General features: G+C 74.6%; 13 protein-coding genes. 7 read left to right on the forward strand and 6 right to left on the reverse strand.

The window, feature by feature from the left end; all coding sequences use genetic code 11:
* Positions 1 to 181 precede the first annotated feature (181 nt).
* The 3 genes from PAI11_RS24725 to PAI11_RS18410 form a co-directional block, all read right to left on the reverse strand.
* Positions 182 to 1,240, reverse strand: coding sequence for a glucosaminidase domain-containing protein (locus PAI11_RS24725; protein WP_050897312.1), 1,059 nt, complete (start codon positions 1,238 to 1,240; stop codon positions 182 to 184).
* 69 nt (positions 1,241 to 1,309) lie between these two features.
* On the reverse strand, positions 1,310 to 3,241 hold the full coding sequence (locus tag PAI11_RS18405) for an ABC transporter ATP-binding protein (RefSeq protein WP_007577595.1): 1,932 nt from the start codon (positions 3,239 to 3,241) through the stop codon (positions 1,310 to 1,312).
* A complete protein-coding gene (locus PAI11_RS18410) occupies positions 3,238 to 5,052 on the reverse strand; it encodes an ABC transporter ATP-binding protein (protein ID WP_138974413.1) in 1,815 nt (604 codons plus the stop codon). Before PAI11_RS18410 ends, PAI11_RS18405 begins: the two co-directional genes overlap by 4 nt.
* A 156-nt stretch (positions 5,053 to 5,208) precedes the next feature.
* Between PAI11_RS18410 and PAI11_RS18415 the strand changes: the two genes are divergently transcribed.
* A complete protein-coding gene (locus PAI11_RS18415; protein WP_007577598.1) occupies positions 5,209 to 5,442 on the forward strand; it encodes a hypothetical protein in 234 nt (77 codons plus the stop codon).
* Positions 5,443 to 5,574: 132 nt separating this feature from the next.
* On the opposite strand, the gene PAI11_RS18420 is transcribed toward PAI11_RS18415, so the two are convergent.
* Complete coding sequence (locus PAI11_RS18420; RefSeq protein WP_007577600.1) at positions 5,575 to 7,218, reverse strand: MFS transporter; 1,644 nt, start codon at positions 7,216 to 7,218, stop codon at positions 5,575 to 5,577.
* Between the two features lie 136 nt (positions 7,219 to 7,354).
* Here PAI11_RS18420 and PAI11_RS18425 point away from each other — a divergent pair, with 136 nt between their 5' ends.
* From PAI11_RS18425 to PAI11_RS18440, 4 genes are all read left to right on the forward strand, one after another.
* Positions 7,355 to 8,335, forward strand: coding sequence for a glutathione S-transferase family protein (locus PAI11_RS18425; protein WP_007577602.1), 981 nt, complete (start codon positions 7,355 to 7,357; stop codon positions 8,333 to 8,335).
* 156 nt (positions 8,336 to 8,491) lie between these two features.
* Positions 8,492 to 10,813, forward strand: a complete 2,322-nt coding sequence (locus PAI11_RS18430; protein WP_007577604.1) for an MMPL family transporter — start codon at positions 8,492 to 8,494, stop codon at positions 10,811 to 10,813.
* Positions 10,803 to 11,918, forward strand: coding sequence for a sensor histidine kinase (locus tag PAI11_RS18435; protein WP_007577606.1), 1,116 nt, complete (start codon positions 10,803 to 10,805; stop codon positions 11,916 to 11,918). The genes PAI11_RS18430 and PAI11_RS18435 overlap by 11 nt, the downstream gene beginning before the upstream one ends.
* Positions 11,919 to 11,940: 22 nt before the next feature.
* Positions 11,941 to 12,597, forward strand: coding sequence for a response regulator (locus PAI11_RS18440; protein WP_040600925.1), 657 nt, complete (start codon positions 11,941 to 11,943; stop codon positions 12,595 to 12,597).
* Between the two features lie 24 nt (positions 12,598 to 12,621).
* On the opposite strand, the gene PAI11_RS18445 is transcribed toward PAI11_RS18440, so the two are convergent.
* Complete coding sequence (locus PAI11_RS18445) at positions 12,622 to 13,386, reverse strand: SDR family NAD(P)-dependent oxidoreductase (RefSeq protein ID WP_007577609.1); 765 nt, start codon at positions 13,384 to 13,386, stop codon at positions 12,622 to 12,624.
* Positions 13,387 to 13,737: 351 nt separating this feature from the next.
* Here PAI11_RS18445 and dinB point away from each other — a divergent pair, with 351 nt between their 5' ends.
* Complete coding sequence (gene dinB / locus PAI11_RS18450; protein WP_007577611.1) at positions 13,738 to 15,021, forward strand: DNA polymerase IV; 1,284 nt, start codon at positions 13,738 to 13,740, stop codon at positions 15,019 to 15,021.
* A gap of 179 nt (positions 15,022 to 15,200) precedes the next feature.
* Here the strand turns inward: dinB and rlmN are convergent, their stop codons facing one another.
* Positions 15,201 to 16,190: a dual-specificity RNA methyltransferase RlmN gene (gene rlmN, locus PAI11_RS18455; RefSeq protein ID WP_170320750.1), complete on the reverse strand. Its 990-nt coding sequence runs from the start codon at positions 16,188 to 16,190 to the stop codon at positions 15,201 to 15,203.
* A gap of 42 nt (positions 16,191 to 16,232) precedes the next feature.
* Here rlmN and PAI11_RS18460 point away from each other — a divergent pair.
* A partial coding sequence (locus PAI11_RS18460; protein ID WP_050897313.1) for a LysR family transcriptional regulator occupies positions 16,233 to 17,014 on the forward strand: 782 nt, incomplete at its 3' end.

The following is a 17,014-nucleotide window of genomic DNA, read 5'->3' on the forward strand; positions in this document are numbered from 1 at the left end:
GGGTGCGCGCGAGATCGCACGATTCGCGGCCAAACCAGACCACGCAGACCGAAGCACCCCGCTCACTTGGCCGCGAGCGATCGAGGGCGTACCGCACCCTCGCGGACCACAGCCGCCACCCCCAGCAGACCACGCCCGCACCCCACGGACCACACCCGCCACCGTGCGACCCGGCCCGCCCCTAGCGGTCGAAGCGCGTCAGCTTCTCGTTGCGCATCAGCCGGATCAGGCTGGTGCTGTAGGCCGGATCGGTGGCGTAGCCGGCCTTGTGGATCTCCTTCGCGAACCGCTCGGGGTCGGCCGTGTAGTCGAACGCCTTGGCGTAGCGGCTGTTCTGGCGCAGGAACAGGCCGTGGTCGTCGAAGGAGTCCTGCATCCCGCGGTACATCCGGAACGCCGCCAGCTGACGGACGAGCCGTCCCGACTCGGTCTCGTAGGTCGGCTTGAGCACGCAGCCGACCGCCTCGGTCGCCCAGCGGAAGATCCCGTTGGCGGCGTCGACGGCCTGGGCCTTGATCCCGAAGTAGTTGTTGGCGCCGGCGGTCGCCGTGCCCGACGCGGACTCGAGGATCGCCTGCGCGAGGGTGACTGAGGCCGGCACCTGGGTCGCGCCCTGGGACGCGCGCGCCAGCGGCCCGGCGGTGGCGATGAACGCGGCCCGGTCGACGGGCGCCGCCACCAGCGGCACGGTCGCGACCGACGAGCAGCGTCCCTGCTGCGGGTTGACGTCGGCGGGCGCGCCGGGGTCCGACCACTTGCAGTAGTGGGCGACCATCGCCGCCTTCTCGTTCTGGACCGAGGCGTCGGGCACGTAGCCGGCGCGGCCGTTGGGCAGCCGCACGCGGTCCCAGATCCGGGAGCTGCCGGAGTAGCCCGATGCCCGCACCGAGTTCATCTGGCAGAGCACCTTGACCGTCGCGCCGTTCTTCAGCGACCCGACGGTCCGCTTGCGGTTGGGCAGGTAGCGGACCTTGATCTTGCGCGAGGACTGGAGCTTGATCGTGCCGACGTTCGACGGTCGCTGGGCCGCCTGGCGGAGGCCGGCGCGGGCACGGCCGCTGGCGATCCGCTCGACCGGCCCGTTCGCGGGCGATCCGGCGGCCGGGCCGGCGAGCGCGGTTCCGCCGGGACCGGTCGGCGACGTCGCGGCCGCCGGGCCGGCGAGGCCGATCGCGAGCGCGCCGGCGGCGGCCAGCGTCGCGGCGGCGCGCACGGTCGTGGGGGCGAGGCGTGAGGTCATCTCGTCGTTGCAACCGGTGGGGGGCGAGGATGTTGCGGCGGCCCGGACGGACGGCCACCGCCAGCAGTCTTACGAAGCGGCCGCCGACGGTGCGTCGGTCGTCCCGCGTTGCCAGTCCTCGTGGAGCTTCGCGTACGCGCCACCGCGGACCAGCAACTCCTCGTGCGTGCCGGCTTCGCAGATCCGTCCGTGCTCGACGACCGCGATCAGGTCGGCCGAGCGGATCGTCGACAGCCGGTGGGCGATCACGATCGCCGTGCGGTCCGACAGCAGCAGCTCCAGCGCCTCCTCGATCCGCCGCTCGGTCCGCAGGTCGACGTTGGCCGTCGCCTCGTCGAGCAGCAGGATCGACGGCCCGCCGAGGCGGCCGTCGCCGTTCGCGGGCGCCCCGGCGATCAGCGCGCGGGCGAACGCCACCAGCTGCCGCTGGCCCGCCGACAGCGACCCGCCGCGCTCCCCGACCTCGGTGTCGAGGCCCTGCGGCAGCTGGTCGAGGACGTCGCCGGCCCCGAGGCTGGCGACGACCCGCTCGACGTCCTCGCGGGTCGCGCCGTCGCGGCCGAAGGCGATGTTCTCGGCGACCGTGCCGCTGAACAGGAACCCCTCCTGGGGGACGATCCCCATTCGCGAGCGGAGCTCCCGCTGGCGCAGGTCGCGCAGGTCGACGCCGTCCAGCAGCACCCGCCCCTCGCTCGGGTCGATGAAGCGCGCGGCCAGCTTGACGAGCGTCGACTTGCCGGCGCCGGTGCTGCCGACGAGCGCGACCGTCGCCCCGGCCGGGATCGTCAGGTCGATGTCGTGGAGGACGATCGGCGAGCTGCTCGCTCCGGTGCCGCCGGCGGACGCCGAACCGCCCCGCGACGGCACCCCGTAGCCGAACGTCACGTGCTCGAAGCGCAGCTCGCCCCGGAGCGGATCGGGCAGCTCCCGCGGGTGGGCGGGGTCGGTCAGCGTCGACTCCTGGTCGAGCAGCGCGCCGATCTTCTCGAGCGCCGCCATCCCGGACTGGAAGGTCGTGTAGACGTTCGACAGCTCCGTGATCGGACCGAAGAAGTTGTCGAGCGCGGTCACGAACCCGATCAGGACGCCGATCGTCACGGCGCCGTCGATCGCCTCGGCCCCGCCGACCAGCAGCACGATCACGATCGCCGCCGTCGACAGGTACTCGACGGCCGGGAAGTAGGCGGCGTTCAGGTAGACCGTCTTCATGTTGGCCCGGCGGTTCTCGTCGCCGAGCTCGTGGAAGCGGTCGAGGTGGCCCTGCTCGCGGCCGTAGGAGCGGATCACGCGGACGCCGGAGAGGGTCTCCTGCAGGTGCGCCGTGATCGCGCCGATCGTCTCGCGGGTGCGGGCGAAGGCGTCGACCGAGGCGAGCCGGAAGGCCAGCGACCCGAGCAGCAGCACCGGGATCGTGGTGAACGTGATCAGCGCCAGCTTCAGGTCGAGCGAGATCAGGATCACGATCGAGCCCAGCAGCATCAGCACCGACGAGATCAGCGTCACGAGGCTCGAGCTGATCATCGTCTGGAGCGCGTCGACGTCGTTGGTCATCCGCGAGACGAGCACGCCCGCGCGCTGTCGCTCGTGGTAGCTGACCGGCATCTGCAGCAGGTGGCGGAAGATCCGCTCGCGCAGGTCGCTCAGCAGCCGGGCGCCCAGCCAGCCGACCAGCCGGTCGCGGACGACGGTCGCGACGAGGCCGACGAGCGAGACCCCGAGCAGGACCGCGACGAGCACCGTCAGGTGGTCGAGGTTGCCCTTGGAGAGGCCGTCGTCGACCGCCTTCGCGGCCAGCGGGGCGGGGGCGAGGCTGGCCGCGGTGGCGACCAGCAGCGCGACGAGCAGGATCGCGATCCGCCCGCGGTAGGGGCGCATCATCCCGAACAGGCTGCGGGTGCGGCGACCGCGGCCGCGGGTCGCCTGCTGACGGCGGCGGATGTCGGCGAAGGCGGCGCCGCGGCGGGTCGTGGAGCCCGATTCGGACGGTCCGGGCGCGCTCATGCCTCGGTCACCTCGATCGGCTCCTGCTTGCGGGTCAGGAAGACCTGGCCGGCCATCCCGTAGGTGACGATGTCGCGGTAGAGCTGCGAGCGGGCCAGCAGCTCGTCGTGGTCGCCGACGGCGGCGACGCGGCCGCGCTCCAGGACCACGACCCGGTCGGCGAGCCGCACGGTCGACAGCCGGTGGGCGATCACGAGCGTGGTGCGGCCGGCCATCACCTCGTCGAGCCCGCCGGCGATCGCCTGCTCGGTGGTGGCGTCGACGTTGCTGGTGGCGTCGTCGAGGATCAGGATCCGCGGTCCGCGGGGACGCGGATCGCCAGGCTCCCGATCGGGTCCGGCGAGCAGCGCGCGGGCGATCGCCAGTCGCTGGCGCTGGCCGCCGGACAGCGTCAGGCCGCGCTCGCCGACCACGGTCTCGTAGCCGTCCGGCAGCGCGGCGATGAAGTCGGCCGCGCGGGCCCGCTCGGCGGCCCGCTCGATCTCCTCGCGGGTCGCGCCGGGCGCGGCGTAGGCCAGGTTCTCGGCGACGCTGGCGGTGAACAGGAACGGGTCGTCGTCGACGATCGCGATCTCGCGACGGAGCGCTGTCGGGTCGAGGTCGCGGACATCGACCCCGTCGATCAGCACCCGCCCCGCGGTCGGGTCGTAGAGCCGCGGCAGCAGCTGGATCAGGGCGGTCTTGCCGGAACCGGTCTCGCCGACGATCGCGATCCGCTCGCCGGCCGGGATCGTCAGGTCGACGTCCTCCAGCGCCGGCCGCGTCTGGCCGGGGTAGCGGAGCGTGACGCCCTCGAAGCGGATCGCGCCGCCGCCGTCGGCCGGCAGCGTCCGGACGGGGCGGTCGGTGGGGGCGACGATCGTCGGCTCGCGGTCGAGGACCTCGAACAGCCGCATCCCCGAGGCGGTCGCGCGCTGGCCGAGCCCGAGCATCACGCCGAGCGAGCGCAGCGGCTGGATCAGCATCAGCACGTAGACGTAGAAGGCCGCGAACTGGCCGATCGTGAGGTCGCCGTCGACGACCATCCGGCCGCCGGCGAGCAGCACGATCGCCAGGCTGATCTGGGGCAGGAACTGCACGAACGGCTGGAACGCCGCCTCGATCCGGACCGCCCGCAGCTGCTTGCCGAAGGCGCGCTCGACGGTCGCCTCGAACGCCTCGCGGCGGCGCTCCTCGGCGGCGAACGCCTTGACCACCCGGATCCCGGAGATCGACTCCTCGGCGGCGGCGGTCAGCTCGGCGACCGCCTGCTGGGCGTCCTGCTGGGCGGGCCGGCCGCGGGTGCCGTAGGCGTGGCCGACGAAGACGATCAGCGGCGCGGGCAGCAGCGCCAGCAGCGCCAGCAGCGGCTGCTGGATCGTCATCGCGATCGCGGCCAGGACCACCGTCAGCAGCGACTGGACGATGAAGACCAGGCCGTAGCCGAGGAAGAACCGGACGGCGCTCAGGTCGACGGTCGCCCGCGACATCAGCTGCCCGGTCTGCCAGCGGTCGAAGAAGCCCATCTCGAGCGACTGCAGGTGCCCGTAGAGCCGGTCGCGCAGGTCCTGCTCGACGCCGAGCGAGACGCGGCCGGCGACCAGCCGCCGGCCGATCGTCAGCAGCAGCCGGCCGAGCCCGAGGAGCGCGATCGCGACCGCGAAGAAGGTCAGCCCGCCGCGGTCGCCCGCGCGGATCTGGTCGATCCCGCGGCCGACCAGGTAGGGGCTGGCGACCGTCACGCCCATCGCGAGCAGCGCGAGCGAGAAGCTGATCACCCAGGTCCCGCGATATGGGCGCAGGAACCCGAGCAGACGGCGGAACGTGGGCACTGGCTCGAGTCTAGGGGGCGGTCGATCGGTCCCCGTCTCCACGCCGGGACGGGCGGCCGTCGCTCCACGGTAGGGGTTCGAGCGCCCTTGAAGTCAAGATGGCCGGCCGCGCCGATGGTGCGCGCGGCGACGGCGAGGGTCCTCGATACTGGTCCGGTGCCGTCCGCCTTCGGCCTCTGCGACCGCTGCCTGCACCAGCGCCTGATCGGCAACACCCGCGGATCGACCTTCTCGCTCTGCGGCCGCTCGAAGGCCGACCCGCGCTTCCCGCGCTACCCGCGGATGCCGGTCGCCGCCTGCCCCGGCTTCGAGCCGCGCCCGCCGGGCCGAGACCCCGAGCGGGGTCCCGGATCGTCGAGCGCCGGTGCCGGCGCGGGCGCGGGTCGGTGAGGCACGGTCGGGCGTCGATGGGCAGCTGGCGTCAGCTGCCTGCGGACGGCGAGAACTGGCGTCATCTCCCGGCGCATGGCGGGGTGAAATGACGCCGCCTCCGATCGTCCGGGGGCAAATGACGCCACTCCGTCAGGCGCTGGCCGGCTCGGCGGCGCCGCGCTCCGGGTGAGCGGCGTCGCACGGCTGGCCGACGAGCTGGCCGCCGGCGCACTCGCTGGCCCGCACCAGCCGCCGCGGGTTGCGGATCCCGGCCGCGCCGAGCGCGCCGCCGAGCAGCAGCAGGCCGGCCGAGACGCCCATCCCGAGGTGGAAGCTGTGGGTCGAGGAGGCGACGGCGGCGTCGTCGATCGCCCGCGCCTCGGCCGCCGGCAGCCCCGACACGTCCGGCCGGCTGAGCGGGGCGTCGCGGGCATCGGCGACGACCGCCCGGCCGGCGGGGGACAGCGGCCGTCCCTCCAGCCGATCGGCGACCCCGGACGAGAAGCTCGACGCGACCACGACCCCGACCGCGGCGATCCCGATCAGGCCGGCGACCCGGGCGATCGCGTTGTTGACCCCCGACGCGGCGCCGGCGTTGTGGGCGTCGGCGTCGGCGAGCACGGTCGCGGTCAGCGGCGCGACCGTGATGCAGAGGCCGATCCCGAACACGACCATCGCCGGCAGCACGTCGCCGAGGTAGGAGACGTCGCGGTCCAGCCGCAGCAGCAGCAACAGGCCGACGCCCGAGACCACGGGCCCGGCGCCCATGAACAGCCGCGGCCCGATCCGGTCGGCGAGCGCCCCGAAGCGGCTGGCCAGCAGCAGCATCAGGATCGTCACCGGCAGCCCCGCCAGGCCGGCCTTCAGCGCGTCGAAGCCGGCGACCTGCTGGAGGTAGATCGTCAGGTAGAAGAAGACCAGCGCCAGCCCGGCGTACATCACCAGGGTCTCGACGTTGCCGACGGCGAAGTTGCGGCGGCGGAAGAGGTCCAGCGGCAGCATCGGCTCGCGGGCCCGGCGCTCGTAGAGCAGGAAGACGGCGAAGACGAGCGCCCCGCCGGCCAGCGGCCCGACCACCGAGAGCGATCCCCAGCCGGCCAGCGGCTGCTGGATCAGCCCGAACGTCAGCCCCGCCAGGCCGGTCGCGCAGAGCGCCGCGCCGACCAGGTCCAGCCGCCGCTCGCCGCGCTCGCCGGCCGCGGGGATCGCCAGCACGATGATCCAGAGCGTCAGGAGCACCAGCGGCACGTTGATCAGGAAGACCCACTGCCAGGACGCGGCGTCGACCAGCCAGCCGCCGAGCAGCGGCCCGATCGCGGCGCCGATCCCGCCCCAGGCGGTCCACGAGCCGATCGCCCGGTTGCGGTCGTCCTCGTCGAAGGTCGCCACGATCACCGCCAGCGCGGCCGGGGTCAGCAGCGCCCCGGACGCCCCCTGGAGGGCGCGGCCGGCGATCAGGACGCCGATGCTCGGGGCGGCCGCGCAGATCAGCGACGTGACGCCGAATCCGGCCACGCCGAGCAGGAAGATCCGCCGCTCGCCGAAGACGTCGCCCAACGACCCGGCGACCATCAGCAGCGAGCCCAGCGTCAGCAGGTAGGCGTTCGACGTCCACTGCTGGCCGGCAAGCCCGCCGCCGAGGTCCTTGCTGATGTGCGGCAGGGCGACGTTCACCACCGACCCGTCGACCATCACGATCGTCGACCCGAGGATGCAGGCCAGCAGCGTCAGGCGCTTGGTCCGCGCGTCGGCGGCGACCGTCGCGGGCGGGGGCGAGTGGGGTGGGCGGGACATCGGAGGCAGCATCGCCGATCGGGCGGCGCGGGGCGAGCGCCCCGGCCGCGCGCGACCCTGGGCGGTCCACCGGCGCCGGTGCGCTAGCCTGGTCATTGCGCACGCAACAAAGCGAACCCCCGCCAGGAGCGCCACGATGAGCACCGAGACCCCCGAGACCTCCGCCGCCGGCTGGACCCGCGAGATCGACCGCGGTCGCTTCCGGCGCCAGGCCAGCGCCTTCCGCGAGCGGGTCACCGCCGACGGCTCCAGCGGCTACCCGGCGGAGGCCGGCCGCTACCACCTGTACGTCTCCTATGCCTGTCCGTGGGCGTCGCGGACGCTGATCGTCCGCCAGCTCAAGGGCCTCGAGGACGCGATCGGGGTCACGATCGTCGACCCGATCCGCGACGACCGCGGGTGGGCCTTCAAGGACGCCGGCGTCGCCCACGCCGATCCCGCCGATCCGCTGGTCGAGGCCGACCCGCTGAACGGCTGGAGCTTCCTGGCCGAGGGCTACGCCGCCACCGACCCGGACTTCGACGGTCGCGTCACCGTCCCGGTGCTGTGGGACACGAAGAGCGGCCGGATCGTCAACAACGAGTCGGCCGAGATCGTCCGGATGCTCAACGGCGAGTTCGACGCCGTCGCCAAGCGCCCCGAGGTCGACCTCTACCCCGAGCCGCTGCGCGCGCAGATCGACGAGCTCAACGAGCGGATCTACGCGACGGTCAACAACGGGGTCTACCGGGCCGGCTTCGCGACCAGCCAGGCCGCCTACGACGAGGCAGTCGGCGAGCTGTTCGACTCGCTCGACTGGCTGGAGCAGCGGCTCGCGTCCCGCCGCTACCTGACCGGCGACCGGATCACCGAGGCCGACTGGCGGCTGTTCGTGACCCTGGTGCGGTTCGACCCGGTCTACGTCGGGCACTTCAAGTGCAACCTGCGCCGGATCGCGGACTACCCCAACCTCTGGGGCTACACCCGCGACCTGTACCAGCAGCCGGGGATCGCCGAGACGGTCCGGTTCGACCACATCAAGCGCCACTACTACGTGACGCACCCCTCGATCAACCCGACCCGGATCGTGCCCCGCGGGCCGATCGTCGACTTCGACGCGCCGCACGGGCGCGGCTGAGCGAGCGCGCTCCGGCCGGCACCGGGCCCTGGCGTCTGGTGCCGGGCCGAGCGCCGGGGGTGGGGAAAACCCCACCGTCGATCCGGGGGCCGGCCCGGGCCAGGACGGTGCCGTGCCCCAGCGACGCGGGCGGCGGCGACGGGCAGCCTGGCATCCATGTCCTCCACCCGCATCACGTCCCCACCGGGCGGGGCCTCCGGGCCGCCGCACGACGAGACCCACGGCCTGCTCGCCCGGGTCGTCCGCCGCACCTCCCGCGCCGCCGCACGGCGCCCCAAGCTCACGATCCTGCTGTGGGTCCTGCTGGTCGTCGGCCTGACCGTCGCCGGCGGGATGACCGGCACGAAGTCGATCGACAGCTCGCAGTCGGGCGTCGGCGAGTCGAAGGTCGCCGACCAGCGCGTCGACGACGCCGGCCTCCGCGGCCTGGCGAGCGAGACGATCCTCGTCCGCTCCGGCGACGCGGCGACGACCGCCACCACCGCGCGGGCGGTCGAGGCCCGGATCGCGAAGCTGCCCGAGGTCGCGTCCGTCCTCAGCCCCGTGAGCCGCTCCGACTCGTCGTCGGCCGGGATGAGCCGCGACGGCGGTCGCGCCGTCCTGGTCCGCGCCGAGCTGCGCGGCGATCCCGAGGACGCCGGCGACCACTCCAAGCCGGTGACCAAGGCGGTCGCCGCGGTCAAGGCCGAGCACCCAGGCGTGACGATCGCCCAGACCGGCTCGGGCAGCGTCAACGACGCGATCGACACGATGGTCGGCGACGACCTCCAGCGGGCCGAGCTGTTCTCGGTCCCGATCACGCTGATCATCCTGGTGCTCGCCTTCGGCGCGCTGGTCGCCGCGTCGGTGCCGCTGCTGCTCGGCATCACCTCGGTGATCGGGGCGATGGGCGCCTCGAGCATCGCCTCGCAGGTCGCTCCCAGCGGCGACTCGACGGCGTCGCTGCTGGTGCTGATCGGGCTCGCCGTCGGCGTCGACTACTCGCTCTTCTACATCCGCCGCGAGCGCGAGGAGCGGCGGCGGGGACGTGGCCCCGAGGCCGCGCTCGACGCCGCGGCCGCGACCGCTGGCCGGGCGATCCTGGTCTCCGGCGTGACCGTGATGGTGGCCCTCGCCGGGCTGCTGATCACCGGCGTGCCGGACTTCACCTCGATGGCGATCGGCACGATCCTGGTGGTCGCGATCGCGCTGGTCGGCTCGCTGACGGTGCTGCCGGCCGTCCTCGGCCTGCTCGGCGACCGGATCGACAGGGGCCGGATCCCGCTGATCGGCCGCCGGCGCCGCCCGCGGATGGTGGCCAACGGCCGCGGCGGCGTCCAGCCGGCGAAGGAGCACCGGGCCTGGAGCGCGATCGCGCGCACCGTCACCCGCCGACCGGGCGTCTCGCTGACGATCGCGGTCTGCCTGCTCGGCGCGCTCGCCGTGCCGGCCCTGAACATGCACACGGCGGAGCAGGGCGTGAGCTCGCTGCCGCCCGGGATCGCCGCCGTCGAGGCCCAGAAGCAGATCGAGAAGTCGTTCCCCGGCGCGCCCGGCAGCTCGGACATCGTCGTCAGCGGTCACGGGCTGGACGGCGCCAGGCAGACCGCGGCCCTCCACGCGCTCGGCGAGCGGGCGATCCGCGTCACCGAGGGTCGCGGCCCGATCGACGTCCGGGTCTCGAAGGATGCGCGCACCGCCGTCGTCTCGGTCCCGATGCCGGACGTCGACAACGACACCACCAAGGGCGTGGTCAGGGAGCTGCGCCGCGACGTCGCCCCGACCGCCTCGCGGGTCGGCCCCGGCGCCAGCGCGAAGGTCACCGGCGACGGCGCCGGGTCGCTCGACTTCTCCGAGCGGGTCTCGGACTCGATGCCGCTGGTGCTCGCGTTCGTGCTCGGACTGGCGTTCTTGCTGCTGGTCGCGAGCTTCCGCTCGGCCCGCCTGGCCGCCGCGGTGATCGGGCTCAACCTGCTGTCGATCGCCGCCACCTACGGCGTGATCACGGCGGTCTTCCAGAACACCTGGGCGGAGGACCTGCTCAACTTCCACTCGACCGGCACGATCACGGCCTGGCTGCCGTTGATGTCCTTCGTGATCCTCTTCGGGCTCTCGATGGACTACACGATCCTGGTGCTCGAGCGGATCCGCGAGGCGCGGGCCAACGGGCGCTCGCCCAGGGACGCGGCCGCCGAGGGCGTCGCCGCGACCGCCAGCACCGTCACCAGCGCGGCGATCGTGATGGTCGCGGTGTTCGCGATCTTCGCGACCCTGCGGCTGCTGGAGATGAAGCAGATGGGCGTCGGCCTGGCGTCGGCGATCCTGCTCGACGCCACGATCGTGCGGGCCGTCGCGCTGCCGGCCGCCGTCGCCCTGCTGGGCGACAAGGGCATGCCGATCGGCCGGCGCTCCCGGCGCCGGGCGACGTCCGCCCGCGCGTGGGACGATCAGCGGACCGCCGGCTCCGCCCAGCCGGTCGCCGACGGCCATGCCCGCTGAGGACCAGACCACGCCGCTCGCCGCTCCCGGACCGCCGGTCGGGGAGCGGCCCGCGGCCGGCGCGCCCGACGCACCGGCCGCCGGCCCGGCGGCGGCCCCCGGCCTGCCGCTGCACCTGGCGCTGGCGTCGGTCTCCGGCCTCGTCGTGACCCTGGTCTGGGGCCTGACGGGCGCCGGCTACTTCTGGCCGATGTGGGTCTGGTTCGCGCTCGCCGTGACCGTCGCGGTCCACGCGATCAGCCACGAGGCGTTCGGAGGACCGCGCGACCGTTCCCCGGCCGACCACCGCCTGCGGGTCGCCGGGGCGATCGTCGGGACGTTCCTGGCCGGGCAGATCGTGATCTGGGCGATGTCGGGCGGCGGCTACTTCTGGCCGATCTGGCCGCTGATGGCGATCGGGACGGCGTTCGTCGCGACCATGCTGATCCTCAACCGCGACGGCCTGCGGTGGGCGCGGGCCCGCCAGCTGGCCGAGCGGGTCGACGTGCTGACCCGCACCCGCAGCGGCGCGCTCGACGTCCAGGCCGCCGAGCTGCGGCGGATCGAGCGCGACCTCCACGACGGCGCCCAGGCGCGCCTGGTCGCCCTCAGCATGCAGCTGGGGCGCGCGGAGCAGCGGCTCGAGCGGTCCGGCGACGAGGCCACCCGGACGCTGGTCCTCGGGGCCCAGCGCGACGCGACGGCGGCGATCGCCGAGCTGCGCGACCTGGCCCGCGGGATCGCGCCGCCGATCCTCACCGACCGCGGGCTGGTGGCGGCGGTCCAGGCGCTCGCCCGCCGCTGCGCGATCCCGGTCGGGGTCGACGGCGACGTGCCGCGGCGACCGCTGCCGGTGGTCGAGTCGGCGGCCTACTTCGTCGTCTCCGAGGCCCTGACCAACGCGGCCAAGCACGCCGGGGACGCCGTCGCCCGGGTGCGGCTGTCGCAGGCCGGTGGCCGGCTGACCGTCGAGATCGCCGACGACGGCCGCGGCGGCGCCGACCCGGCGGGCGCGGGCCTGATGGGCCTCCGCCGCCGGGTCGAGGCGCTCGACGGCACGCTGGTCGTCGAGCAGCCGCCGCAGGGCGGGACGATCGTCCTCGCGGAGCTGCCCGATGGCACCTGAGCCCGAGGAGGAGGAGCGCCCGATGCGGGTGGTGATCGCCGAGGACCACGCGCTGCTGCGCGAGGGGATCGTGGCGCTGCTGCGCGAGCACGACTTCGACGTCGTCGCCCAGGCCGAGGACGGCGAGGGGCTGCTGCGGATCGTCGGCGGCCACCAGCCCGACCTGGCGATCGTCGACGTGCGGCTGCCGCCGACCTTCACCGACGAGGGGCTGCGGGCGGCGATCGCCGCTCGCGACCGCCATCCGGGGCTGTCGGTGCTGGTGCTCTCGCAGTACGTCGAGCCGGTCTACACCGCCGAGCTGCTGGAGTCCGGCCAGGGCGGCGTCGGCTACCTGCTGAAGGAGCGGGTCGGCGACGTCCGCGGCTTCCTCGACGCGATCCGGCGGGTCGCGGCCGGCGGCACCGCGCTCGACCGCGAGGTCGTCGCCGAGCTGGTCCGCGGCCGCGACGCCGGTGGCGGCGCGCTGCTCGACGGGCTGACCCCGCGCGAGCGCGAGGTGCTGACGCTGATGGCCGAGGGCCGGACCAACGCCGCGATCGCCGAGGCGCTGGTGGTCACGCCGAAGGCGGTCGAGAAGCACGTCTCGAACCTGTTCGCCAAGCTCGACCTGCCGGTCGGCCACGGCGACCACCGGCGGGTGCTGGCGGTGCTGGCGTTCCTGCGGGCGACCGACTGATCGGGCGGAGCCGGTCGCCCGGGCTCAGGCCTGCTGCTCGGTCGGGCGGACGAGCAGCTCGTTGATCGCGACGTGGCGGGCGCGGGTGACGACGTAGGCGATCGCGTCGGCGATGTCCTCGGACCGCAGCCGCTCGACGTCGGCGAACCGCTGCTGCAGGTGCTCGCGGATCGCCGGGCGGTTGTGGTCGGGCAGCTCGGTGTCGACGGCGCCCGGCTCGATCAGCGAGACCCGCACGTGGCGCTGGGTGACCTCCTGCCGGAGGCCCTCGCTGAACGCGCCGACGGCGTGCTTGGTGGCGTTGTAGACCGCGCTGCCGTTGCGGGCGACGCGACCGGCGACCGAGCTGACGTTGATCAGGTCGGCGACCTCGCGCGGGCCGTCGGCGGCCGCCTGCAGCAGGTGGGGGAGCGCGGCGTGGGCGACGTACATCAGCCCCTGGACGTTGAGCGAGAGCATCCGCTCCCACTCCTCGACCGGGGCGTCGACGACCGGGCCGAGCAGCATCACGCCGGCGTTGTTGACGACGGTGTCGAGCCGCCCGAGCTGCTCGACGGTGGTCGCGACGGCGCCCTCGGCCTGCTGGCGCTCGGTCACGTCGGCCTCGATCACCAGCGCCCGCCCGCCGGCGTCGCCGATCCGCGCGGCGAGGTCCTCGAGCCGGTCGCGGCGGCGGGCGACGACCGCGACCTGGGCGCCCTCGGCCGCGAGCGCGAGCGCCGTCGCCTCCCCGATCCCCGAGCTCGCCCCGGTCACCAGGGCCACCGTTGCGGTCAGTCGCTGCGCCATGCCGCCGACCCTAGACGATCGCCTGGGCGGGGCCGGGGGAGTGCGGCGGTCGGTGGTGGGCGGTGCGGCGTGGCGGCGGCGGGTGGTGGTGGGCGTGGCGGCGGTGGGCGGTCGGCGAGGCGCCGGCGGGCGGTGGTGGGCGTGGGCGGGTAGGGGCGGTGAGCGACGTGAGCGGGTGGCGGCGGCCGCGGCGAGGCGACCCGCGGATCGTCATCTCGCCGATCGTGCCGGGACGAGATGGCGATCCGATGTCGTGGGGCCGCATGATCGCCGTCGCGCCTCCCCGCCGCGCGCGAGCCGACGATTCGCCGCTCCAGGCGCTTCCGCCGCCGGCCATACGAACATACGTTCGTGACCGCCGCCCGGTCGATCCTCCACGCCGACCTCGACGCGTTCTTCGCGTCGGTCGAGCAGCGCGACGACCCGTCGCTGCGCGGACGGCCGGTGGCGGTCGGGCCCGGAGTGGTGATGGCCGCCAGCTACGAGGCCCGCCAGCGCGGGGTCCGCTCGGGGATGGGCGTCGCCGGCGCCCGCCGCCGCTGCCCGGGGCTGGTCGTCGTCCCGTCGCGCTTCGGCGCCTACCTCGAGGCCAGCCGGCGGGTCTTCGCGGTCCTCGACGCGATCGCGCCCGACGTCGAGCCGCTGTCGGTCGACGAGGCGTTCCTCGACGTCACCGGGCTCGAGCGGATCTGCGGCACGCCCGAGGCGATCGCCCACCGGCTGCGCGCGGCGGTCCGCGAGCAGGTCGGGCTGCCGATCAGCGTCGGCGGCGGATCGACCACCCAGATCGCGAAGCTGGCCAGCGGGGCGGCCAAGCCGGACGGGGTGCGGGTGGTCGCGCCGGGGACCGAGCTGGCGTTCCTGCACCCGCTGCCGGTCGAGCGGATCTGGGGCTGCGGCCCGGCGACCGCCGCCAAGCTGCGCGCCTCGGGGATCGCGACCGTCGCCCAGATCGCGACGATCCCCGAGCCGGCGCTGGCCAGGATCGTCGGCAAGGCGGCGGCCCGCAGCCTGGCCGCGATCGCCTGGAACCAGGAGGGGCGCCCGCTGCGCCCGGGCCGGGGGCGGCGGTCGTTCGGGACCCAGAGCGCGGTCCGGATCGCCGCCGGGGCGACGGAGCGGCTCGATGCCCAGGCGATCGCGCTCACGGAGCGCGTGACGCGGCGGATGCGCAGCGCCGGCCGCGAGGGCCGGACCGTCGTCCTGCGGTTGCGGTTCGAGGACTACACGCGGCTGTCGCGCGCCGTCACGCTGCCGCGCCCGACGGCCGCGACCGCGGCGGTGCTGGCGGCGTTCCGCGGGCTGCTGGCGGCGGCCCGCGACCTGACCGAGCGGCGTGACCTGACGCTGGTCGGGATCGCGGTCACCAACCTGGTCGCGGCGACGCCGCGCCAGCTCGAGCTGCCGTTCGACGAGGGGGCGGGAGCGGCGCTCGACGCGGTGGTCGACGCGGTCCGCGACCGCTTCGGCGCCGGGGCGCTGCGGCGCGCGACGCTGCTCGGCGGGGAGCCCGGCCTGAGCGCCTGGAGCCTGGCCGACGCCGACAACGACGAGATCGGCAACGCCCGCGACCTGCGTGCGGCGGGGGCCCGGCGGGGCCAGGTGACGGGCGGCCTCGGCGATCGCGCGCCGTGACGGTCGGCGGCGGCAGCGGTCGCGCGCCCTGACGACCGGCCGTGGCAGTGGTCCCGCGGGGCGATGCGACGTTCGCGCGCGGTGGCGAGCACTCGCCGCCCGGGCCGGCGTCACGGGCGGCCGGCGAGGGCGTGGAGCGTGGTCGGCGTCCGCCCGGCGTCGACCGCCCGCCGCCCGGTTCAGGCCGCGGCGGCCTTGGCGGCCAGCTGGCCGCAGGCGGCGTCGATGTCGCGCCCGCGGATCAGGCGGATCGTGGCGTTGTAGCCGCGGTCCTCGAGCGCGTCGCGGAAGGCGTCCATCGAGCCGCGCGCGGAGCCGTCGTAGATCGAGTCGGTCGGGTTGTACGGGATCAGGTTGATCTTGTACTTCCACGGCTCGAGCAGGTCGGCCAGCTGCCGGGCCTGCGCGACCGAGTCGTTGACGCCGGCGAGCATCACGTACTCGACGAAGATCATCTTGCGCCGGCGCTCGTAGAAGCGGTCGCAGGCGGCCTTGACGTCGGCCAGCGCGTAGCGGTCGTTGACCGGCATGATCTCGCTGCGCAGCTGGTCCTCGGGCGCGTGCAGCGACCACGCCAGCCGCACCGGCACGTCGCTCTCGGTCAGCTGGTCGATGCCCGGCACCCAGCCGACGGTCGAGATCCCGGTCCGGCGGTTGGTGATCCCCAGGTCGGGCAGCCGCCGGCAGACCTCGAGCACGTTGGGCAGGTTCATCATCGGCTCGCCCATGCCCATGAAGACGCAGTGGTTCAGGGCGTCCAGCCGGCGCAGCGCCAGCGCCTGGTCGAGGATCTCCCAGGCGGTCAGGTTGCGGCCGAACTTCATCTGCCCGGTGGCGCAGAAGGTGCAGGTCAGGGGGCAGCCGGACTGGGAGCTGACGCAGATCGACCGGCGGCCGTCCTTGTAGCGCATCAGGACGGTCTCGATCGGCCGTCCGTCGTGGGTCGTCAGCAGCAGCTTCTCGGTCCCGTCGGAGGCCTTCGCGCTGCGGACCTGGTGGAGGGTCGAGAACGGGACCCGCTCGCTCAGCTGCTCGCGGAGCGCGGCCGGCAGGTTGGTCATCTCGTGGTAGCCGGAGACGCCGTCGGCCGTCCACTTCCAGATCTGGTCGAACCGGAAGCGCGGCTGCTCCAGCTCCTCCAGCGTGGTGCGCAACAGGTCGAGGTCCACGCATCGATGATGGCAGGAGCCGGCGCCCGTCACGATGTCGGGATGGAGCTGCGTCAGCTGCAGTACTTCGCCGCCGTCGCGCGCCACCGCCACGTGACCCGTGCGGCCGAGGCCCTGCACGTGACCCAGCCGGCGCTCTCGCAGCAGATCCGGCGGCTGGAGCGGGAGCTGGGCGTCGCGCTGCTGCACCGGATGCCGAAGGGCGTCGAGCCGACCGCGGCCGGCGAGGAGCTGCTGGCGCGGGCGGAGCGGATCCTCGCCGAGGTCGCGGGCGTGCGGGCCGAGATGGACGCCCACGCCGGGGCCGTCCGCGGGGTCGTGCGGGTCGCGGCGCCGGCCGGCGAGGCCGACGACCTGCCGGCCGCGCTGGCCGCCTTCGGCGCCGAGCACCCGGGGATCGGCCTGGCGCTGCGGCATGCCGCGGCCGCCGAGGCGGTCGAGCTGCTGCGCCACGGGACGGTCGACCTGGCGGTCGTCGCGACCACGCCCGACGCGGCGGTGCCGGCGGGCCTGGCCTCGACCGTCCTGCGGGACGAGCCGCTGCGGCTGCTGGTGGCGGCCGAGGACCCGCTCGGCGCAGCGGAGCGGATCGCCCTGTGGGACGTGCGCGACCGGCCGTTCGTGCTGGCGCAGGAGGGCTCGGCGCTGCGCGAGCTGGCGATGGCGGCCTGCGCCGAGGCGGGCTTCGGCCCGGTCCCGCGGTTCGCGATCGGCGACCCGGCGACGGTCCGGCACCTGGTCGCCGCCGGCCTCGGCGTCGCGCTGGTCCCGCGCTCGTGGGCGGGGGAGGGCGTCGCGGTCGTCGCGCCGACCGCGCCCGCCGG

This window comes from Patulibacter medicamentivorans, assembly GCF_000240225.1.
Lineage (GTDB): Bacteria > Actinomycetota > Thermoleophilia > Solirubrobacterales > Solirubrobacteraceae > Patulibacter > Patulibacter medicamentivorans.